Below are 22,124 nucleotides of genomic sequence, written 5' to 3' on the forward strand. Positions count from 1 at the left end.
TTTTTCACCAACAATCAAGGGAATTTCGGGAATTGATCGAAGTCTGGGTCACGTTTTTCTTTGAACGCGTCACGTCCCTCTTTCGCCTCATCCGTTGTGTAATAAAGAAGCGTTGCGTCACCAGCAAGCTGTTGGATACCAGCCAAACCATCCGTGTCCGCATTAAACGCTGCCTTAATAAAACGAAGCGCCGTCGGACTTTTCTTCAACATTTCCTTCGCCCAAGCAACCGTCTCTGTTTCCAAATCAGCAAGTGGTACAACCGTGTTAATCCAGCCCATTTCAAGCGCTTCAGCAGCCGTATATTGACGACACATGAACCAAACTTCCTTCGCTTTCTTATGACCAATCACGCGCGCCAAGTAGCCAGACCCATAACCCGCGTCAAAACTACCAACATTCGGCCCCGTTTGACCAAATTTCGCATTGTCCGCCGCAATCGTCAAGTCACACACGAGTTGCAACACGTTTCCGCCACCAATCGACCAACCAGCAACCATCGCGATCACCGGTTTTGGAATCACACGAATCAAGCGCTGCAAATCAAGCACGTTGAGGCGCGGAATATTGTCCTCGCCAACGTAACCACCATTTCCACGAACCTTCTGATCTCCACCAGAACAAAACGCTTTGTCGCCTTCTCCTGTTAAAATAATCACGCCAACCTTCGAATCCTCACGCGCAATCGTAAACGCATCAATCATTTCCATCACCGTTTTTGGTGTAAACGCATTGTGCACTTGCGGGCGATCAATCGTAATTTTCGCGATTCCTTCGTATGTTTCGTACTTAATTTCCGTATAATCCTTCTCTTTCTTCCACTCAAAACCCATTATTTCGTTCCTCCTCTAATTCGTAACCAATTGCGGACCGCGTAACCAAAAGCCTCCGGTTGCTCGATATGTATCGTATGCCCCGCATTTGAAAAAGTAATATATTTTGCATCAGGAAGCGCCATTTTCATAGCCACCGCAATCCCGCAAAATTTCTGATCCTCTTGCCCTGCCAAAAGCAATGTCGGTACGTGAAGCGATGGCAAATCCTCCCAAAAAGAAGGCTGCACACCCGTTCCCATTCCGCCAAGACTTCCAGCCAAACCTTGCGCACGCTGATTCAATCGTTCCCCGCGTATCTTATCCTGCACATTTTCCGAGAGATAGCGCTGCGTCGCAAAAAGCGGCAACTTCTCCCAATCCGCGACGAAATCCGCCACACCCTGCGTTCTAATTTTATCAGCAAGCGCCGTATCTTTCAACATTCGTGCCGCGCGTTCTCGCTCCGATTCCAAGCCCGGTGAACCACTCTGCAAAACGAGCGTCCGAACTCGATCAGGATATAGCGTCGCAAGCCCTAAAGCCAGCCGGCCCCCCATCGAATACCCGAGCACCGAAGCTTTTTGTATACCCATCTGATCCAAAATCGCAATCAAATCCGCTGTCTGCTCCTCCATTTCGTATCGCGTAACATCAAGCGGCGCATCCGTCTCACCATGCCCCAACAAGTCCACCGTCACACAATGCCAATCCTCAGACAAAATCGGCAAAATTGCATCATACGTCGCATGCGATCCCGTAAAACCGTGTAGCAACAACAACGTTCCCCGTCCCGCTCCAGCATCCGTCTCCACAACATGGTAATCCACGCCCCGAATCCGCATTCTTAAGCTAACTCCGAACGAATCGCCGTCTTAATCGCTTCCCACAACGTCCGGTGAGCATCCACATTTTCATACCGATTCGTCTTCACCTCAATAATATCCAGTCCCTTATGGAAATGAGCCTGATCAAGCGCATCATGGAACTCATCCCAATCTGCCACCTCATGAAAATCACCCTCATAAAGCGCCGCCGTATAGCGAAAATCAAGATCCGTCCCCGTTCCAAACAACGACTCAAAATACTTCGGATCCGACGCCTGCGGTAAGAACGAGAAGATCCCGCCACCATTATTATTCACCACAATAATCGTCAAATTCAGCCCATATTTTTTCGCCATCAAAAGACCGTTCATATCATGATAAAATGACAAATCACCAATCAGCAAATACATCGGTTGCTCCGTCAAACTCGCACCAAGCGCCGAAGAAACAACACCATCAATCCCATTAGCCCCACGGTTAGCAAGCATCCGAACCTGTTTATCTACCTGCGCAAAATACGTATCAACATCACGAATTGGCATACTATTTCCGATAAACAAACCAGCTTTTTCAGGAATCCACTCGCGAAGTTCATACACAAGCTTTCCTTCATCCAACTTGTCTAGCGTCTCCATATGCGCTCCGATGACCGTCTTCACTTTTGCATTCAACTGTTGCCACGTTTCCATCCAGTCAGGCGCTGTCTTCTCCTGCCAACCATCCGTAAGCGCGCCAACCAAGAAATGTTCATCACAGTGAATCATGTTCGTCACCGCTTTAATTGGGTCCTTCCAAGCCGCACCAGGGTCAACAACGTAGAACATCACGTCCTCCAAAGCCTCCAACCACTTCATGAGCGGCTTCGAAACCGGCATCGCCCCAAAGCGAATCACGACTTCCGGACGCAACGCCGCACGCGCCACTTCCTCCTGCAAAATCGCATCATACTGGTCAATCACCGCATCACTCAGCGCGCCATAACTCCGCAACTGCGATAACGGATCCGCCAAAATAGGCCAACCAATCTGTTCCGCGAGCGCCACCAATTTCGGCGAAAATGCCTTTTTATCCAAAGGTCCCGCCACAAAAACGCCACGTTTCCCCGCACAAGCCTCGATAATCTGCGCAATCACTGCATCCTCCAACACCTCGTGCGTATAATAAATATGCACATGACGCCGTTTCTTCTCCGTAACTGCAAAAGGCGACGGCTCCAAAATCGGCATCAGCGGCTCCCGCAATGGAAAATTCAAATGAACTGGTCCACGTGGCGCATTCATCGCAATATCCACAGCCTTCGAACCATGCCATTTTGCAAAACGCAACATCTCCGTCGAATTCTCAGGCAAGGCCATATCCGTAAAATCCTTCACATGCGATCCGAACAAGCGAACCTGGTCCATCGCTTGCGGCGCCCCAACATTACGCAACTCATGCGGCCGATCCGCCGTCAAAACAAGCAACGGAACCTGCGATAAATTAGCCTCAGCCACTGCTGGAAAATAATTCGCCGCCGCCGTTCCCGACGTACATAAAAGCACAACCGGTCTTTTCGAAGCCTTCGCAATCCCCAGTGCAAAAAATCCTGCCGAGCGCTCATCCACATCCACATAAATTTTTAGCGTCGGATGTTCTGCCATCAATAAAGCAATCGGCGTCGAGCGCGAACCAGGACTAATAACCGCCTCTTTCACGCCAGCCTGCACCAATTCCTCCACAAAAGCCGCCAAATATTCCGTCATGATCTGTCTATGTTCGTTCATGTACCTTACCTCCTAATACCCGTAACATCGGCTGAAACTTAATCGCCGTTTCCGCAAGTTCCTCCGCTGGCACCGAATCCGCGACAATCCCGCATCCAGCATACAGCAATGCATTTGCATCTATCGCAAGCGCCGAACGAATCGCGACCGCAAACTCACCACGATCAAGCGGATCAATCCAACCAATCGGAGCCCCATAAAAACCGCGATCCATCCCTTCTTTCAAACGAATCACCGTCATTGCCTCCGCTTGCGGCCAACCACCAAGCGCCGGCGTTGGGTGAAGTGCGCGTAACACGTCCAACAACTTCGCCTCACCTCGGCGTCCCGAAACTGTCATATACAAATGCTGTATATCCCGATTCCTAAGCAATACCGGACTCGCCGAAACCTGCACATCCTCGCAAAAACGCGCCATCGTACCCTGGATCATCTCCACAACAAAGTGATGTTCCGCCAAGTTTTTCGCATCACTAAGTAGCGTCTCCCCAAGCATTGCATCCTCACTCGCCGTCTCACCACGCCCAATCGAACCAGCCACACAAGCCGACTCCAAATGAGACGCATCCGCCATCAACAACCGTTCTGGCGTGGCACCAAAGAAAGTACTCGTCCCATTCTCCAGTACGAAGCAGTAACTATTTTCCTGTTGCTCTTCCATATGGTCGATAATCAAACTACTCGAAAGAAAACCATCGAATCCCAGTCGCATCCGCCGAGCCAATACCACTTTTTGCATGTTCGGCGACTCCTGTAACAACGCGACAACATCCGTCGCAGCGCTCAACCAAGCATCCTCCGCCAAGCGCTCCTCCAAGATACAAGCCACTTCCGGATCCTGTACAACTGGCGACGCAACAATCTTATCCCACTGCGCCATCACAGCCTCGACTTTCGAATAGTCATCCTCCTCCGATAGCCACAGATTCACCGATAAATAACAACAATCCTCTTTCTCCGTCACCAAGAAAAGCGGTAAATAAAAAAAATCCTTCACCAAACCTTTCCCATTCCGGTGACGCATCATGCTGATCATCGAAACTAAATCCACCAAAATAAACGGCCCCACAAGCAGTTTCCTCACTGTTCGTTACCGTCCGTTCAAGCACCTGCTCTTTTCTCGTATGTAACGCTAAAAAACGGTCCTGCCCCTGCTCGACTCGTAACTGATCCATCGCGCCAAGCCCCGCAAGTCGCAACGTCCGCTCTTTATTTTGCCAGAAAAAACGTTCACCTTTAAAAAAACTCGTTGCCCTGATTAAAAATATGTTTTGCCGCCCCATCAGGAAGCTCACAAACCCAGCTTAATAACACGTCTCCCTGTTGCATAATTTTTCTACGCTTTGCCTGCTGAAACAGCTCTATTGGCAATGTTAAAACCATATAACTCATCTCTCCTTCATCGCCTTCATTCACCTACCCATTATAACAAAAGCCATCTAGTTTTACACCTCTAGACACTTTAGAAAAACCGTCCCCCGAGCCAATCAAAAAAGAAATCATCTATATTCATTGACTAATAGACAAACATTGCCTAAAATTGTACAAGTACAAAGCTTTTATAAAAGGAGAGAAACTAATGGCACACGGCACAAAATCAGCTATTGTAAGACATTCTGGATTCCATAAATGGTGGATGTTACTCCGTCCGCACACACTGGTCGCATCTTTTGTCCCAGTATTTTTAGGAACCACCGTCGCAATGAGCTACGAAAGTTTTCATTTTACACGCTTTTTAGTCATGCTACTATCGTGTTTCCTCATTCAAACCTCTGCCAACCTATTTAATGAATACTACGACTTCAAAAAAGGGCAAGACGATGAGCATACAGTAGGAAACGGCGGCGCAATCGTTCGAAATGGGATGAAACCAGGTTTTATTTTATTCCTAGCTATTTTTCTATACGTATTAGCCATTCTAGGCGGTATTTACTTATGCATGGACGTGAATAATTGGTGGATTGGTTTACTTGGTATTATATCGATGGTAGTCGGTTACTTATACACTGGCGGTCCATACCCAATTGCTTACACACCATTTGGCGAAATCATGGCAGGCTTTTTCATGGGAGGTATTATCACATTCATTTCCTTCTATATTCAAGCCGGATTTATCAGCTCCTTCATCGTCTACGTTTCGATTCCGGTGATGGTACTAGTCGGTAACTTATTGCTTGCCAACAGTATCCGCGATTTAGAACCTGATAAAGCAAACGGACGCCTCACACTCGCAATTTTACTAGGTCGAAAAGGCGCACTTGTCCTCTTCACGTTAGCCTTCATTTTCGCGTACGTTTGGGAAATCGCACTAATCTTTACGGTTGAGGCAACTCCATGGATTCTGATTATCCTACTTAGCGTTCCAGAAGCAATCAAAGCCGTTCGCCGCTTCATCGGAAAAAGCGTTCCAATCACGATGGTTCCAGCGATGAAAGCAACGAGTAAAGCTTTAACATTCTTCGGAATACTACTAGCTATCGCATTTTTGATCAGCTTACTAAGCGCAAATATGGTCGATTTTTAAACACAATAAAGCGAGGCATCCGAACTAAACCGGGCACCTCGCTTTATTTGTGTACTATTTCGGAATAACCGTAAACGCTTGTCGACTGCGTATCTGATCGTCTTTATCAAAGCCAACCAGTTCATATACTTGCGTCGCACTGCTCACGGACTTCACATGAAGCGGAAGATATATTTGGAAACCATCGCCCGTGTAACCCGCATTCCGCGTCGTTTTCTCCCCATTAATGAACAGGAAGATTTTCACGATATCTTTCCCATGACTCCCCGTCAAATAGTTCGGGCTTCCTAATATATAGGTCGCTGTCGCAAGCCTCAGGTGGTAATCCACAATCGGCACCACGCGGCGTGCTAGCTCCACATAATTACTATTCACGCCCACGATTTCCAGCAACACCCGGTCGTTCTTAATCACATCTGGCACCAAACCTGAAAATGTAAACGTCCCCTGTGATGTTTGCGCTTGTTGCTTCACGCCGCCATCCACCCACAAACGTACCTTCGAAATAGCTCCACCAAACGTTCCCTGATATGTATCCTCACCTAAAACATAGTCTGATACCAGTAGTCGTTCGTCTTTGATGCTTAACGGATATGTTTTACGTACCACGCCTTGCGCGTCAATTCCTACAATTTCAACCATATCCTCGTTGTTTTTTATCCATGCTGCCATATTTGTAAAGGTATACATGCCATTGCCTTTTGTCGCCGTAGCTTTTTGTACCTTATTCACTACAAGAGCAACCGTTTGAATATGCTCGCCGTAACTTCCAGCGTAAACCGCCTGATCCAACACGTACGTCGATCCAGATAGGGAGAAATCATACACCAAAACAGGCACCCGATAACGCTCGATATGCTTCTCTTGTTGGACCGCAATGACATCGACGGTATCCTTCGTTTGAATCCTATATTTTTTCAACCCTGTAAAAGTATACACGCCGCCTGCTGTGGTCGCTTGTACAGCCGTACCATTGATCAGGATGCGCACTTTATATACATCTTTTCCATACGTTCCGCTGTACGTATCTTGACCCACTTCCAAAAATGGCGCCGTCACTGTGTAATCAAGAATAGAAAGCGTTTGCTGATTTTGTACCTTGCCAAGCGAATCGAGCCCTTGAATCATCACGTCACTCGTTGGTTGAATATCTTGCAGGAGCATCCTTGTAAATTGGAACGACTGATTCCAGACATCCACCGTTTTCGGAGCGCCACTTCCATTGACAAGCTGCACCTTCACAATGTCTTTTCCGACAACGCCATCCAACTGCACTTTTCCCATTTCGTAAGCCGGTACTATCAATGTATAATCCTTCACATGAATGGTCATCGTTTGGCAGATATCCCCGTCGCTGTTCCGCGCCTCCAAAAGGATTTCTTCCTTCAGATTATACGCTGTCATATCCGAAAAATGGAAACGACCTAGGTTTGCGTCGATGATAGCGCTTAACCAGATGCCGTCACGCGTTTGGAAATCCACACTAACAATATCCTGTCCACATGTCCCAACCAGCTCCCTTTGCCCTACTTGATATGATTCCACCGACAAACGATAGTCACGAACGGTGACAATCGCACTTTTTTGAATGATGTTGTCTTTATCTAGACCTGAAACCCGCACATCACTTCCCGCTACCAACAAATCCGCCACATTGATGAATTCAAACGTGCCATCCCCTTTTGGCGCGACTTCCTTCACGACGTTATCCGCTATCCTTAATTGGATCTTATCCATGCCTTTTCCGACTTTCCCAGTGAGGCTAGCAGTTCCAACCAAATATAGATCCGCAGATAATTCATAGCTATATATCCCCAGCGCGACCCGATTCAGCTCCCGATACGCCTTATCCACACCAACGATTTCCACGTTATCCGCCAAAGTGAGTTTGTAGTTCACCATATTACTAAACGTAAAGACACCATCTTTCGTCGTTGCCTGCCCCACAGCTTTTCCATCTTTCCAAATCCGAACATAGGCGATGTTTTCACCATACTTCCCAGAAAGCGATGTGGCATCGAGCATATAATCTCCTACCGATAGACGATAAAAGACAGACAGCAATTGCAGTGGTAGCGTTTGCAAGGTATAGCCTCTTGCATCCAATCCTTTGATGACATAGTTACTATCCTTTAAAGCCGTGAGCGTATGCATCCCCGTAAACTGAAAAGTATCCGATTGAATCCTTGCTTCCTTTATCGATACACCATCGCGATACAACACTACTTTCGCCACTGGCGCTTCGTGATTGCCTTGGTATTCTGATTTCGCAAGGATATCGTCATAGACGGGAGCGGTTAGCAACGTGGAGAAAAAATCCAGTATATTTCCTCCAGATTTACTATTTAAATTCTTAACTACAGCATCGTCCGTTTCCACTGTATTCCCAATTGTAACGAGTCGATTTAATATAGGTTTAACTCTTGTTGGAGCTGTGGTTGCGGTTACTTCTACCTTCGTCCAAAAAACATCTGAATTTTGTATCTTCTTATGAACAATCCAGTTATTTATCAAAACAACCTCTTCAGAAGGCTTTACAAGTTCAATTCGGTCGTCTTCAAACTTTCCTAATCGAACGGTACAAAAAGCAGGTTTACTTGCTTGGTCTGGTTTCCCAACAATACCGCCATGGTTGATGCAACCTTCCATTGTAAACGTATTATCATAAAATTCTATGCCTACCCCGTTTTCTTTTCCGACGCTAACAAGTCGAAGTGGGAAACGTAATTCACCATTTATTTCCATATCGTTGTTTCTAATGATGATATTGGAGGGCGTTCCGATTTCCAGGCCTCCCTTAGCACTGCCAAATTCACGTTCTGCTATAAATAAGAAACTAAAGGCATGAATACTCTTGATAATTGCTCTATTATTTTCCATCACTACATTTTTGGCACCGCTTAGACGGTATGGTTGATAATAAACATGTGGCGTTTTAAGCAGTGGCTTACCTTGATTGTTCTTAGTGATTAAATCATTAATTTTTTTTGTTACAAGGATTTTCGTCCATGTACGCATCTCCTACTTGAACCATGTTGTTTAGAATTTGAATACCATCATTATGTGGCCCATAGCTATCAATTCCAGCATCAAACATTTCCGTTACTTTCTCCTCATTATTTACATAAAAGTAATGATACACACCATAACGTTGCATCCAGTCCGTTACACGGTTTCCTTCAACTACAACATTTTTATTACCGCGATATAGTTGGACACCTGCACGGCCTGTGTTGTGTACAATATTATTTTTAATTGATACCCCCTCACTATATTCAACACCGATACCATTCCCATAACCAGACCCCTCAACTCGACAATTTTCGACTATTAGATTCTTAATTCCCCCTAAGTTAAGCGCCACATGTCCACGTTCATTTGCGTTTATATGAACATTTGTGAAACTAATATTGGATAAGCCACTATACTCATTGTAACTATGTCTGTATGGTCGTAATAAGGTGATTAGGGAATAGTTTTTGGCAGGATCCTCCTCCTCATAGGTTAGAGCAGGAACAGTATCGTCGAATGTGGCGTATTGTATTTGAATATCTTTGAACGATACATTAGTAAGGGTATCACTAACAACCCCCTCAATCGGTTGTATTTTTAATCCTGTTACTATTCCAGAGCCAGGATGAATGAAGGTTAGAGTGGTCATCTTTTCACCATTCATAATAGCTCCCTTTATAGTTATATTGGAGATAACCTCGATAGCCTCATTGAAAAAATATTCCCCCTCTCCAAACTGAAGGATGACTTCCTCTTCGCTTGATTTAAGTGTTTCCATCAACGCTCTCCAAGATTCAACATTTTCACTAGCATATTCCCCTCTATTAACGCTTGCTTTAAAGTTAGTCATAACTGCTTTTTTCATCCATTTTCCTCCTCGTATTTTCTTTATTCATTTTTTGTCAATATGCTTTTCACAATCACCTCCTTCTATACCCAATCTATTATTAGAATCTCCTTCTAATAATGAGATATGCTAATCCGCCCATCGCCAAAATGCCACCAATCATCGTTATCGGCGAGTTAGAAGATTCTCCAGTCGGAGGTAATATACTCTGATTTACTGCATCTTTTATGTTCGTTTTCACCTTTGTTTTTGGTTCTACTTCTACTGATAGTTTACTTGCATATTGTACCATTGATTTACCATTATCCCCTGTTGTAATCTGATCATTAGGGAGCACCGATGCTACTGGAGTATTAGGGGAAACCGGAAGTACAGGTGTTACTGGAATACTTGGCGTAACAGATGTAACCGGGTTTATTGGAGCACTATTTTCTTTCTTCCATACCGCCGTTAAGATCATATCTTCATCAGATACCGTACCTTGGTTGAAATTCCACATGAGTTCTTTGCCATTTTCCATTCCTTTCCAACCTTGGAATTCGAAGCCTGCTCTTGTTGGGGTTGCTGGTTTTTCTATATATTCTCCCATATTTAATATTTGCGCTCCAGGGATCTCTGAATCTCCACCATTTAGCTCAAACTGAATCGTATATGTGTTGGCCTCCCACTGTGCGTACAGCATTATATCACTTGCTTCCGAAATAGGTTCGCCAGTCGCATAATTTTCTCCCGTTCCATCCGCTTTCGAATTCCATTCTAAGAAATGATATCCTTTCTTTGTAAGTCTTGTTGGCTCAACTACTGTTGCTACTTCTTCTACTGTGAATGTTTGGCTACTTGGTAGAAGGCTATTTTCGTCTGCTCCATTACCATCATAGGCCAACTGGTACTTATTTAAGCTCCACTTTTCTTGTAATAAGACATCATAATCCGGCATCACCGTAGTCGCAAAAACCCACACCTTTTCTATCCCATTTTCTTCCCAAGTCCATCCTTGAAAGGTGTACCCATTCTTTGCCACTGTCTCTGGTTCTATAGCTTTACCACCTGACACAAGAGCTTGTGGGGCCACACTATCACTATCAAAAGTAAGCATCCTTTTTTCAACTACCTCATAGGGCGCATATACGAAACCTGAAAATAAATGGCTCTGATTACTCCCCCTAAAAACATAGTAGACAGAGCCTTCGCCATCCAACCCATTCCATGTAATCGTATTCGTGCTCTCATAAAAAATCCCTTCACTCCGCGGTGTAATATTGGTTACAAGTATATTTTCCTCATCAATAACTGAGTTTATAACCGTTAGAGAGTCTCCTTTACCTATGCGTTGTTTAGGTAAGTTTAAAAATTGACTACCAGCATCCCAATTCACGGTGTCAGGGATATCCCTAAATGGAGTTATATTTGAAATATGATTAACTGCTACAGAAAATTTCTTTAACGCCGTAAGATTTGTCACTGGCATCACTTCCGTTAACTCATTATTTGTCAAACTGAGTTCTTGAAGTCCCGTCATTTCATTTATACCTTCCATTGTTTGAATCTTATTTCTCATGGCGATTAACTCTTGCAAGCCTGTTAATCCTCGTAAAGGCGCTAATGTTTCTATCTGATTATCCATAATCGATAGCCTTATTAACGCATCTAGTCCCTTTAAACCCTCGACAGACTTAATCTTATTCTGGTTCAGTGACAAATAATATATCTGATTCGAGTTTTGTAATGTTGGTAATTCTTCTATCTGATTCCCCTCAAATCTCACATAACCTAAACTAGGCATCTGGTTCATGACACTGATATCTTTCACTTGGGTTTTGAGTACAGCTAAATTTCTCACACTCTTCAAGTTTGATAAATCTGAAATATCTATAATAGGGCTGTCATAAATGGAAAGATATTCTAATTGTGTCAACTCTTTAATACAATCTAGATTCATACTATTAAATTTGCCCAAAGATAAATTGGATAATTTGTGTAATTCTTTTAGTGGGCTGTAATCCTGTACATCTCCACCAGTAAATGAAAGTCTAGTTAAATTCTTAAAATTTTCAAGCCCTTTCATAGACTTAATTTTAGTGGTATCATATTCATCCGATATTATCAGCGTTTTTTTTACTCTCTATACTAGCTCTTGAGACTTGACTTGTATATGAAATTCCAAGAGTCTCACAGATATATATCGCAAGCCAAGGGTCCTCTACCCACTCAGATATAAGTTTTCTCTCAGTAGGATCTGTTTCTGCACCTAGCTTCGCCGACTTCGCACTTCCTTCTACCATTGTTTCTGCGACTACTGGCATGCCAATCACGACGCTCGGCAAACATAATCCCACGATCGATAATACCGCGATGCTGCTTTTTAGTTTCTTCACTTTGTGTTCCTCCTAATTATATGTATTTTCAAAACGGTTACATTGTTAATTTTGTTACATTTTATAGTATTAAGTATAACACAGCTAACACGTTTCAATTGTGGCATTTTTGTGAATTTTATTATGCTTATTTTACTATAAAAATGCTACTTCTAAAAGCTTACAAACGTTGCTATAGCTACATTGTGTAATTTTATACTCCAATAAAATCATAGTATAGTTTTTCACATTACGAAATTATTTTTTGTATTATACATAAAAATGGTAGTTCAATCTCTTCTTCTAACGACCAAATGTACCAAACCACTCATTATAAATAGAACCCCTATCATTAGCGATGCTATACTCGATGTTTCTCCTCTCTTGGGTAATCTTTTCGAGTTGCTTGTGTTTGTTTTTGATTTTTTTTGCGGGTTGTTTACTTATTTTTTTGTACTGTTTGATAGCCTTTATTTTCTACTGTATGCTGATGGTTTGGGAGTGCTGGCGTCACTGGGATACTTGGCGTCACCGGTGTAACCGGATTGACTGGATCGACCGGGATACTATTCGCTTGCTTCCAGACCGCTGTTAACGTCATATCTTGGTCGGATACTGTATCTTGATTAAAGTCCCACATAATTTCTTCTCCATCTACACTTCCCTGCCATCCTTGGAATAGATAGCCCGCCCTTTTTCGTACGGCTGGCTCAGTTACGTATTCTCCCACGCGTAATACTTGGGCTACTGGTATCTCGGAATCTCCACCATTTAACGTAAATTGAATGGTATAGCTATCCGCTGCCCATTGCGCATAGAAATTCACATCATTCGTGGAATGGCAACTTGACCAGAAAGAATACTATGCGCATTGTTCGACACGCTTCATCCCTAGAATGGCAACGTCGAAATGGTGCGCTTCAAAAAGAGCACGCGGTTATTCTCCTGCAAGATAGCGCTCCACGAAGATATGCTTGAAAGCGTCAGAGTATGTGATGGCACGTGGCGAGACGTTTCTTACATTGGAATTTTGTTTTAGTTTTTGGATTTCAATATCTGAGAATAATTTTTTGCTCATGGTTTCTTCCTTTTCTGGTGGATATATTCCTTTATTTAAGTATACAAAAAATACCTATAGGTTGGACACTCCTTTTTTTGAAGTGTCCAATCTATAGGTACCATTTGTAATAAGTTCTTTACGCATTATTCCTGTTCCTCTTCTCGTTCAATCCGTTCGATTCGCAAAAGTCGCATCATTGGTCGATAATTCTGGCTTACTAAGCCTAACACTTCCACGAAAAACTCCACAATCACGAGCAGTACCAAGATGAGTAGGAACGATCCCCAGAATGTCGACATTGTGAAAATAAGCGCGAAAAGCGAGAATAGCGCCGAAATCGCATAAATCAGGATCACGGTTTGGCGATGCGTAAACCCGAGCTTCATCAAACTATGATGCAAATGCGATTTATCTGCCATCGCAATCGGAGTCCTGTGTACAATCCGTCTAATAATAGCCAAAATCGTATCGAAAATCGGCACGCCTAGAATAAGTACCGGTACAATCAACGAGATGAAAGTAACGTTTTTGAAACCCATCAACGAAAGAATCGCGATGATATATCCTAAGAACAATGCTCCCGTGTCACCCATGAAAATTTTGGCGGGGTAGAAATTATATGGCAGAAATCCGAGTGTCGAAGCTGCAAGCACCGCTGTAATCATGATAACAAGCGGATCGCCCATCACGAAAGCCATGCCCATGATGGTTAACAGCGCAATCGTCGAAACACCAGCCGCCAATCCGTCCAGCCCATCAATCAAATTAATCGCGTTCGTAATCGCCACAATCCACAGAATTGTCAGCGGAATCGACAGGTAGCCGAAGTAAACCTCACCGCCGAATGGCAAATTAATAAACGTAATGTTGATTCCACCCCAGAAAACGATAATACCCGCCGCGAGAAGCTGACCGATCAACTTGTACCTCGCTTTTAATTCAAAAATATCGTCCAGAATACCGGTCATTGCAATCACGCTAGCGCCAATAACAAGCGGCCATAATAGCGTTCTATCGATTGGCAATAAGAACATGCCGATGAGAAAGGCGATGAAAATAGCCACCCCACCCAAGCTCGGTATCGGAACCACATTAATTCTTCTTTTATCTGGTTTATCCGTAATATCAAATTTAAGTACAATTCGTCTCACCACAGGGGTTAACAGCAGCGAGGCTAAAAAACATATTAAGATAACTGTCAACATAATTCCTCGTGCTCCCTCGTACAAATTTTATGTATAGACTCATACTTCTACCAGTATACCCACAATCCTGAAAAAAAAACAATGAAAATCCATAGAGATCTATTTATTTCTAATCAAAAACTAATGGACTTATCAGTGACTTATTTAACAGTATGTAGTAAAATGGGAGTTGAGAGAAATTTCATTTAGAGAGGTTGAGACGCAAATGCGCGCTGAAAAACGCACAGCTACAAAAAAAGAAAAAAACGCACTGGTCTAAGAATTTTCCTATGGTCTATTTTAGGTATATTCTTAGTTTTAGGAGGCATCGTTGGATATGCCGTGTTCCAAACAAAGTCGACCATGGATAAAATATATGAGCCTGTAGAAGGCAGAACTGCAAACCCCGTCAAGCTAGATGGGGGCAACCCATTCTCCGTCTTGATTTTAGGTATTGACCAACGCGAAGGCGACGTTGGGCGTTCCGATACAACAATTGTGGCAACGGTGAATGGCACAGCAAACAAGGCACAAATGTTGAGTATCCCGCGTGATACACGTACCGAAATTATCGGACATGATTCCACGAATAAAATCAATGCTGCCTATGCTTACGGTGGCGTGAAGATGGCAGAAGACACGGTAACGAACTTTTTAAATGGTATTCCGATTAACTATTACATCAAAATCAACATGGAAGGCCTGAAAGATTTGGTCGATGCTGTTGGTGGCGTTGAAGTTTACAATGATATGGATATCAGCCTGAAGGATAAAGAGTTCAAAAAAGGCAATGTAACGCTTAATGGTACGGATGCTTTGGCCTATGTTCGTATTCGTAAAACCGATGCACGCGGTGACTTTGGTCGTCAAATGCGTCAACAAGAAGTAATCCAAGCCGTTGTTGAGAAAGTCGCAACGACGCAAACACTCTGGAACTTTGATGAAATCTTGTCCGCGGTCGGCAAAAATATGCAAACCGATTTAACAATGACCGATATTACACGTATCGCCAAAAACTATATTTCCGCGCGTAATAACGTAGAAAATATGTCAGTTGCTGGTGAAGGTGGTAAGATGGACGGCATTTGGTATTACAATGTATCCGATGCAGAACGTCAGAAATTACATGATTCTTTAGCGAAGAACTTGGAGTTGAAATAAGCGAAAAGAGGTGCCTGTCAATCAGGTGCCTCTTTTCATTTTAAACAGCGTACTTTGAATAACTTACTGCAAACAGAACTTTTTTGATAATAATGTTTTTAACGCATCACCTAGAAATCGTTTATGTTATACTGATAATAAAAAAGGAGGCTGATTCACATGGCTATTTTCTCAACACATTTTGTATCACGTGCGTTGCAATTACGCACGTCTTTGCAAGTCTTCATTCCCGACCAAATCGACGCGACACAACCAATGCGCTTATTGTATTTATTGCACGGTTTATCCGATGATGACACGGCATGGCTCACAAACACATCGCTTGTCCGTTACGCTGAAAATCGTAATATCGCGATTGTGATGCCACAAGTCCACCGTAGTTTTTACACAGATATGCAGGTAGGCAACAAATACTGGACTTTTTTGAGTGAAGAGTTGCCAGAAACGATACACAGCTGGTTCAAATTACCGACCGATCCGAAACATACATATGTCGCTGGACTCTCGATGGGCGGCTATGGTGCATTCAAATGGGCACTTCACTACCCTGAGAAATTTGCAGGCATGGCTTCTTTGTCTGGCGCCCTGGACATTGTAGGATTACGCGAAGCACGACCTGAAGGTGAAGCTGAGATGCAAGCAACATTTGGCGCCATCGCAGAACATCGCGGGTCTTCTAACGACTTACTCGCCCTACTCCATAATCTCACGGCCAAACCACGCGTCTTGCAACTCTGTGGTACGGAAGATTTCCTCTATAGCAATAACCTTCATTTCAAAGCACAAATAGAGCAAACTGATTTGCCGTATATCTATCAAGAAACACCTGGTGAACACAACTGGGAATATTGGGATCGCGAAATTCAGACCGTACTCGACTGGATCGATCAAAAAGGAGACTTCACATGACTCATCCGAAAAAAAAACGCCTACATCTTATTTTTACTTAGTACGATTACTTTGCTCGGCTTTCTAATCATGCTACTGGGTGTGGCGATGAATGCCCGCTTCATTACCAATTTCGACACCTATTGGATTGACATGATCCGCGTTAATATCTCAACATCAAAAACCGATCTTATTGCGTTCATCACCAACTTCGGCGGGGTTGCCGCGATTGTCTTCATGACGATTGTACTTCTAGTCATTTTCCTTGTACTAAAACGCTATACCATCGCCATTTGGTTTGGTGGAGTCGTGTTAATTGGCGGGGCTCTATTACCGTGGATTATCAAACAAATTATCGCCCGTCAGCGCCCAAGTGATATGCTCATCGCACAAGGCGGTTATAGTTTTCCGAGTGGTCACGCGACAGGTTCTACAGCCTTTTACGGCATGATTGCAGCGCTTCTGATTATTGCCCTATCGAAATTCTGGCAGCGCGCTGTGATTGCACTAGTTGCCTTCTTGATTATTTTGACGATTATGTACACACGCGTCTACCTTGGCGTCCACTATCCATCCGACGTCACAGCAGGATTCCTACTTGCTCCACCGCCGTTTTTTCCGGAAGCGCCTTGTTCTTGCTGTACAGCCAAGCATGCCATCGCTACTTACTGGCACGTGACTGGAAAGACGTTTATTTGAAGAAATTAGAAGGATAGTCGAAAAAGCGAACACAAATAAGCAGGAATCACGCCTCCCTTTTTTGGGTAAGACGTGATTCCTGCTATTTCGTGTTTTGCGTTGTCGTCCTTATTTACGCTTATTTCTAGCGCTTTGAATCAAGTTCCAAATAACCAATACCAGAACGACCACCAATAAAATATTGATCAACGCCCCACCGATATGAAAAATTAATCCAATTACCCAGAAGGCAAACAGAATAACGATGATTCCCCAAATAATTCCTAACATGTATAACCCTCCTTGCTTTGTGCCATCTATATCTTTACCACAATGAAAAGAGAACAAACATCCATTTATTTGAAACTGATGACGATTTTCCCTTTTGCATGGTGGGTTTCACTCAAGGCATGCGCATCATAGACCCCTTGTGCCGAGAATGGGAATGTCGCACCAACAATGGCTTTTACCTTGCCAGCCGCCATTAAATCCGCAAATGCTTGAAGCTGGTCCCCATTTGGCGCTAACCAAATACTTTTCGCCACGACATTTTTTTTCCTTAGCAATCTCTTGGTCCGGTTCCGAAACGATTGAAATCAAACGCCCCGTTTTCTCTTTCAACACTTTGAAGCTATCCTTCTGAATGTCGCCACCCATCGTATCAAAAACAACATCCACATCCGTCAAAACATCCGCGAAATTCGTTGTTTTATAGTCAATCACTTCATCCGCGCCAAGCTCCTTCAAAAAGGCCGCATTCTTCTCGCTCGCCGTCGTAATCACGTGCGCGCCAGCATTTTTCGCCAACTGAATCGCCAATGTCCCAACGCCACCAGCACCCGCATGAATCAAAACTTTTTCGCCAGCTTGCAGGTTTGCATGATCAAACAACGCTTGCCAAGCCGTCAATCCAGCCAGTGGGATCGAAGCCGCTTCATCAAATGACACATTGTCCGGAATTTTGGCAAGTAAAGGCGCATCAATCAGCGCATATTCCGCATACGTTCCAAAACGCGTGGTTTCAGGGCGCGCAAACACTTTGTCCCCAACTTTCCAATCTGTCACGTCCGCGCCAACTTCCGAAATCACACCTGCCGCGTCCCAGCCAAGAATAATCGGAAACGGCCAATCCATCATTTGTTTTAAGTATCCTTCGCGAAGTTTCCAGTCAATCGGATTAATCGAAGTCGCCTTCATTTCGACAACCACCTGCCCTGCTCCAGCTTTTGGCGTTGCGACCTCCGCTTCTTTCAATTCCTCTTTACCACCATAATTTTCAATAACAACTGCTTTCATTATTCATTTCCTCCTCTAAATTTAACGCGTAATATTCGCTGACATCCGTTCTAAAATATCCGCAAAACCCGCCAATTCTTGTTTTGATAAACCATCTAGTAACTGCCTCTGAAAAGCCTCTTTTTGCGCTATTAATTCGGTCAATCTCGTTTCCCCAAGTCCCGTCAACTTAATAAAAGTTGCCCGACGATCCGGCGCCCGCTTTTCCCGAATGAGCAGACCATCCTCTTCCAGCTTCCGCAAATGCCTTGTAATCGCAGCAGCATCAAGATTTAGAGCCTGCTGTAACGCCTGCTGATTTTGCTCGTGCGCACAAGATATTCGGTAAAGCAATTCCACTTTTGTCCCACTCATTTGCAGCGTTGCCTCGAAAGTTTGATTCATATTTTTGCATAAACCATGCATTTTCGCGACTAACAGCGCACGTTCCGAACAGCCATCATCCATGCCAATCCCCCCGATTCACCAATTAATTGACCCATCAATTGATATATCAACTATCTTACTCTTTTTTGAAAAATTGGCAAGGCATCTGCTCAAAAGGTATTTAAGACTGCATTATGGTATAATTTTTAACAACGTATTATTTCATATTAAAAAGGAAGTGGAAAAATGACAACGCAAGATCAAACATTTATTTCACTTATTTCGACGATGGGACGCGTCTTACTTGTCGAAAGTGGCGAAGGGACAATCATGATAGAAAGACAGTTACACCAAGTGGCTGAAAAATATGGCTATCAACTGAATATCCTTTGCTTGAGTGAGTATTTAGAAATAACGACCTATCGTGACGGGGAGCAGATCGATCATTCGACAGTACAAGCAACACCAGGAATCGCCTCCCTATCGCGCATATCCTCCGTGAAAACATTACTTCATCGGGTGGAACAAAGCCTGACACTAGAGGAAGCCGACGAAAAAATACAGGAGATTGCAACGGCGCCCGCGGTTTATCCCGCTTGGTTACGCGTCATTGGCACCTCTTTTTTCGCGATGGGATTCGCGCCACTCGTGATTGCGACGTGGACAGAAGTGTGGATTAGTGGTGTTTTAGGACTCCTTTCGGGACTTCTGTGCGTCATTCTGGAGAAAACACGATTCGGCATGCTGTTTCCACTCATCGCGTCCTTTTCAGTCGGCATGATTACGCTGACCTTTTTCCATGACACCGCGATTAGCTATGGGCCAGTCTTTCTGATGATTCCGGCGCTCTTCATCTGCATACCAGGAGATACGATGTCCGCAGCGGCTGGTGAAATTTTTTACGGAAAATTAACGGCTGGTTCGGCGCGATTAGTTTATGCATTTATGTGTTTGCTGCAAATGGTGATTGGTATTTTGTTAGCCATGGAAGTCGCGAATGCCACATTGCACACGCTAGAAAAAGGCGATATTTCAAATACCATGAATCCGTTCGTGATCTTGCTCTTTGTCATCGTTTTCTGCCTCGGATTATGTTTAACATTTAACGTTCCAATGTCCTATTTGAAGTGGTTAGCCGTTTTTGCCATCCTGACTTACGCCGTACAAATCCTCGTAAGCCTGTGGACCGGAGATTTAATTGGCACTTTTGTTGCAGCGATTGTAGCAGGCATTTTGGCGAATCTTGCCACCCTGTCCCCGTCTCAACCGCCACGCGTCGTCCTTTTCATCAGTAGTTTTTTCATTTTGACCGTTGGCGCGAAAGGCATCGAAGGGCTATCAAGCATCATTGGCGGGTATGTTGTAGAAGGCTCGCGCGAAATAATGGCGATGATCATCCTCTTCCCGACCGTGACCATTGGCATAGCGCTCGGCTACTTAATTTCGACACAAAAGAAACAATTTCCACAAAAAAAACTGAAAATCCGCTTTTCATCTAGCTTGCAATGATTATATAATGGAGATAGCTTCACAAAACAAGGTAAGAGGAGAGAATCAAAGAAATGAAAAAAGGCATCGGGATACTGCTTTTAGGCTTAGTATTACTTTTAGCCGCATGCGGAAATAACGAAAAAAACGCAGAAACCCCCAACGATAAAATGATAATTCAATTAGATGAAAAAAACGTAACGGCGGACGCCAATGACATCTTCACAGTCACAGGAAAAACAACACCGAGCGCTACAGTTAGTATTGGCGACGTTTCCGTTGATGCAGATAAAAAAGGCAAATTCGAGTTAATGCACGTCTATGAAGGCGATAAATCCTATGAAGTTGTAGCGAGCAAAAAGGGCATGACTGAGGCCCGCGCAACGGTTCAAGTGACACAACCGACCGCGGTTAAAGATGAGAAGAAAGAACAAGAAGAAGCCGCGAAAGAAAAAGCGCAAAAAGAAGTGACAGAAAACGCGAAACCGAACGCGGCCAAGATATCTTTTGCAATGTTGAGTGGAAATCCTGATAAATATGCGAGAGAATCGTATTATTTAAAAGGGCAAGTAGCAGAAGTCATCGATGGCGGCGCGACCAAATATTTGAAGGTAAATATGACGCAAGCTGGCAGTACGTGGAAAGATACCGTGATGGTAATTCACACGGGGACTACCGACGCTAAAAAAGGCGATATCCTCGAGATTTATGGGACGATTTACGGCACGTATGCGTTTGATGACGCGAATGGTGCAACGATTGCGATGCCAGGTATTACGGCTAGTTCGATTAATGTTGTAAAATAAAGCATATCGAATCACTTTTAAATTGACACTCTCAAAATCCCTGTGATACAATGTTTCTATCGTCACGGGGTGTTAGCTCAGCCGGGAGAGCGCTACGCTGGCAGTGTAGAGGTCAGGGGTTCGATCCCCCTACGCTCCATAATGGTAAAATCAAAAAGCAGCACTTGTTAAATTCAGGCACAACGAATTTAACAAGTGCTGCTTTTTGATAAGAGTAAAAGCTGCTTCTCTGCTACGAGTCAAACAATAAATGATTATGAAGAATCTTGCGTATTGCAAGTAGAAACATAGCTGCGTTGATAAAGAGTATGCACGGAAAATTAACAGTGAACGATCTATACGTCATGTTTATATTTCTACTTCCACTCTTGTAATACAAAGCCCTATAGATTACATTAGTTATCGCAACAAAAATTAGACTACGAACCTCCGATAGAATATCAGCAATTAGCAGTCTAATTAGATGTTTTTTTATGTTGCCCATTAACTAGGATCAGTTACACTTCTTTATTTACCTTGTTACTTTTGATGACCTATTATTTCAGATTTCTATTCTTTACTAACATTTATTTTGTATTTGTAGCAAACGTTCCAATGCTTTAATAAACCTATAAAAAATAGCCTAACATGCTTATTCATTTCCCATTACAGTTACCTCTTTAGCGCCTGTGTATGAACCATTGGCTTTCATCTCAACTCTAATCACATCACCCACAATGAACTTGCTACTGTTATAGGTGAACATTCCATTTTCATCCGTTGTTACAATTGTTTTGGCAATACCATTGACACTAATACGGATAGACGTATTTGGTAACTGTGTAGTTCCCACTATTTTTTTATCTTTTGTACTCACTGGTTGAAGTGTTAATTCATTATCTACAGACCCAGTTACAACGATTTCTTTAGCTGACGTATATACTCCATCTATTTTCATTTCTACTCGAACGATGTCACCAGCTACTAATTTACTGTTTTTATACGCAAATTCACCTTCATTATCGGTTGTTATAATTGTTTTAGCGATACCATTGACACTAATACGAAGCACCGTACCT

Annotated in this window: 20 protein-coding genes, 1 tRNA gene and 1 pseudogene; 7 read left to right on the forward strand and 15 right to left on the reverse strand. The window is 43.5% G+C overall.

Annotated elements, in window-relative coordinates; genetic code table 11:
• Positions 1-14: 14 nt before the first annotated feature.
• The 6 genes from menB to PCORN_RS20260 are packed head-to-tail and all read right to left on the reverse strand — an operon-like array spanning position 15 to position 4,818.
• The gene (gene menB, locus PCORN_RS08880) at positions 15-833 is read right to left on the reverse strand and encodes a 1,4-dihydroxy-2-naphthoyl-CoA synthase (RefSeq protein ID WP_036079490.1); all 819 of its coding nucleotides are present in this window, start codon (positions 831-833) and stop codon (positions 15-17) included.
• Positions 833-1,657, reverse strand: coding sequence for a 2-succinyl-6-hydroxy-2,4-cyclohexadiene-1-carboxylate synthase (menH, locus tag PCORN_RS08885; protein ID WP_036079492.1), 825 nt, complete (start codon positions 1,655-1,657; stop codon positions 833-835). The genes menB and menH overlap by 1 nt, the downstream gene beginning before the upstream one ends.
• Before the next feature lie 2 nt (positions 1,658-1,659).
• The gene (gene menD / locus PCORN_RS08890; protein ID WP_036079494.1) at positions 1,660-3,402 is read right to left on the reverse strand and encodes a 2-succinyl-5-enolpyruvyl-6-hydroxy-3-cyclohexene-1-carboxylic-acid synthase; all 1,743 of its coding nucleotides are present in this window, start codon (positions 3,400-3,402) and stop codon (positions 1,660-1,662) included.
• Complete coding sequence (locus PCORN_RS08895) at positions 3,389-4,399, reverse strand: isochorismate synthase (protein WP_241433130.1); 1,011 nt, start codon at positions 4,397-4,399, stop codon at positions 3,389-3,391. The genes menD and PCORN_RS08895 overlap by 14 nt, the downstream gene beginning before the upstream one ends.
• Positions 4,305-4,685, reverse strand: coding sequence for an isochorismate synthase (locus PCORN_RS20255; RefSeq protein ID WP_241433131.1), 381 nt, complete (start codon positions 4,683-4,685; stop codon positions 4,305-4,307). Before PCORN_RS20255 ends, PCORN_RS08895 begins: the two co-directional genes overlap by 95 nt.
• Positions 4,639-4,818 (reverse strand): hypothetical protein, encoded by a 180-nt coding sequence (locus PCORN_RS20260; protein ID WP_241433132.1) that lies wholly within the window; start codon positions 4,816-4,818, stop codon positions 4,639-4,641. The genes PCORN_RS20255 and PCORN_RS20260 overlap by 47 nt, the downstream gene beginning before the upstream one ends.
• 163 nt (positions 4,819-4,981) lie before the next feature.
• Between PCORN_RS20260 and PCORN_RS08900 the strand changes: the two genes are divergently transcribed.
• Positions 4,982-5,926 (forward strand): 1,4-dihydroxy-2-naphthoate polyprenyltransferase, encoded by a 945-nt coding sequence (locus tag PCORN_RS08900; RefSeq protein ID WP_036079495.1) that lies wholly within the window; start codon positions 4,982-4,984, stop codon positions 5,924-5,926.
• A gap of 54 nt (positions 5,927-5,980) precedes the next feature.
• On the opposite strand, the gene PCORN_RS21300 is transcribed toward PCORN_RS08900, so the two are convergent.
• The 6 genes from PCORN_RS21300 to PCORN_RS08935 all read right to left on the reverse strand — a co-directional run bounded on the left by PCORN_RS21300 (position 5,981) and on the right by PCORN_RS08935 (position 14,404).
• Complete coding sequence (locus PCORN_RS21300) at positions 5,981-7,663, reverse strand: immunoglobulin-like domain-containing protein (protein WP_420912026.1); 1,683 nt, start codon at positions 7,661-7,663, stop codon at positions 5,981-5,983.
• 1,240 nt (positions 7,664-8,903) lie between these two features.
• Positions 8,904-9,803 (reverse strand): right-handed parallel beta-helix repeat-containing protein, encoded by a 900-nt coding sequence (locus PCORN_RS08910; protein WP_036079499.1) that lies wholly within the window; start codon positions 9,801-9,803, stop codon positions 8,904-8,906.
• A gap of 82 nt (positions 9,804-9,885) precedes the next feature.
• Positions 9,886-11,850 carry an InlB B-repeat-containing protein gene (locus PCORN_RS08915; protein WP_036079501.1) on the reverse strand — a complete coding sequence of 655 codons (1,965 nt, stop codon included), beginning with the start codon at positions 11,848-11,850 and terminating at the stop codon, positions 9,886-9,888.
• A gap of 25 nt (positions 11,851-11,875) precedes the next feature.
• Positions 11,876-12,160, reverse strand: a complete 285-nt coding sequence (locus tag PCORN_RS08920; RefSeq protein ID WP_036079502.1) for a hypothetical protein — start codon at positions 12,158-12,160, stop codon at positions 11,876-11,878.
• A 418-nt stretch (positions 12,161-12,578) separates the two neighbouring features.
• Positions 12,579-12,965 (reverse strand): InlB B-repeat-containing protein, encoded by a 387-nt coding sequence (locus PCORN_RS08925; RefSeq protein ID WP_036079504.1) that lies wholly within the window; start codon positions 12,963-12,965, stop codon positions 12,579-12,581.
• 377 nt (positions 12,966-13,342) lie between these two features.
• Entirely contained in the window at positions 13,343-14,404 is a 1,062-nt protein-coding gene (locus tag PCORN_RS08935; protein ID WP_420912025.1) for a glycosyltransferase family 4 protein, read from the reverse strand.
• A 342-nt stretch (positions 14,405-14,746) separates the two neighbouring features.
• Between PCORN_RS08935 and PCORN_RS08940 the strand changes: the two genes are divergently transcribed.
• The 3 genes from PCORN_RS08940 (at position 14,747) to PCORN_RS08950 (ending at position 17,131) form a co-directional block, all read left to right on the forward strand.
• Positions 14,747-15,544, forward strand: coding sequence for an LCP family glycopolymer transferase (locus PCORN_RS08940; RefSeq protein ID WP_241433133.1), 798 nt, complete (start codon positions 14,747-14,749; stop codon positions 15,542-15,544).
• A 159-nt stretch (positions 15,545-15,703) separates the two neighbouring features.
• Positions 15,704-16,453, forward strand: coding sequence for an alpha/beta hydrolase (locus PCORN_RS08945; RefSeq protein ID WP_036079506.1), 750 nt, complete (start codon positions 15,704-15,706; stop codon positions 16,451-16,453).
• A 69-nt stretch (positions 16,454-16,522) separates the two neighbouring features.
• Entirely contained in the window at positions 16,523-17,131 is a 609-nt protein-coding gene (locus tag PCORN_RS08950) for a phosphatase PAP2 family protein (protein WP_241433134.1), read from the forward strand.
• A 108-nt stretch (positions 17,132-17,239) separates the two neighbouring features.
• Here PCORN_RS08950 and PCORN_RS19010 read toward each other — a convergent pair whose 3' ends face one another.
• The 3 genes and pseudogenes from PCORN_RS19010 to PCORN_RS08960 form a co-directional block, all read right to left on the reverse strand.
• Positions 17,240-17,401 (reverse strand): lmo0937 family membrane protein, encoded by a 162-nt coding sequence (locus tag PCORN_RS19010; protein ID WP_103034833.1) that lies wholly within the window; start codon positions 17,399-17,401, stop codon positions 17,240-17,242.
• A gap of 65 nt (positions 17,402-17,466) precedes the next feature.
• Positions 17,467-18,406, reverse strand: a pseudogene (locus PCORN_RS08955) (NADP-dependent oxidoreductase).
• 21 nt (positions 18,407-18,427) lie between these two features.
• Positions 18,428-18,853, reverse strand: coding sequence for a MarR family winged helix-turn-helix transcriptional regulator (locus PCORN_RS08960; protein ID WP_051999341.1), 426 nt, complete (start codon positions 18,851-18,853; stop codon positions 18,428-18,430).
• A 165-nt stretch (positions 18,854-19,018) separates the two neighbouring features.
• Between PCORN_RS08960 and PCORN_RS08965 the strand changes: the two genes are divergently transcribed.
• From PCORN_RS08965 to PCORN_RS08975, 3 genes are all read left to right on the forward strand, one after another.
• Complete coding sequence (locus PCORN_RS08965) at positions 19,019-20,281, forward strand: threonine/serine exporter family protein (RefSeq protein WP_036079508.1); 1,263 nt, start codon at positions 19,019-19,021, stop codon at positions 20,279-20,281.
• 53 nt (positions 20,282-20,334) lie between these two features.
• Positions 20,335-21,066, forward strand: a complete 732-nt coding sequence (locus tag PCORN_RS08970; RefSeq protein ID WP_036079509.1) for a hypothetical protein — start codon at positions 20,335-20,337, stop codon at positions 21,064-21,066.
• A 66-nt stretch (positions 21,067-21,132) separates the two neighbouring features.
• Positions 21,133-21,205: transfer RNA gene (locus tag PCORN_RS08975), tRNA-Ala, on the forward strand.
• Positions 21,206-22,124 lie beyond the last annotated feature (919 nt).

This window comes from Listeria cornellensis FSL F6-0969, from assembly GCF_000525855.1.
Taxonomy (GTDB): Bacteria; Bacillota; Bacilli; order Lactobacillales; family Listeriaceae; genus Listeria_A; species Listeria_A cornellensis.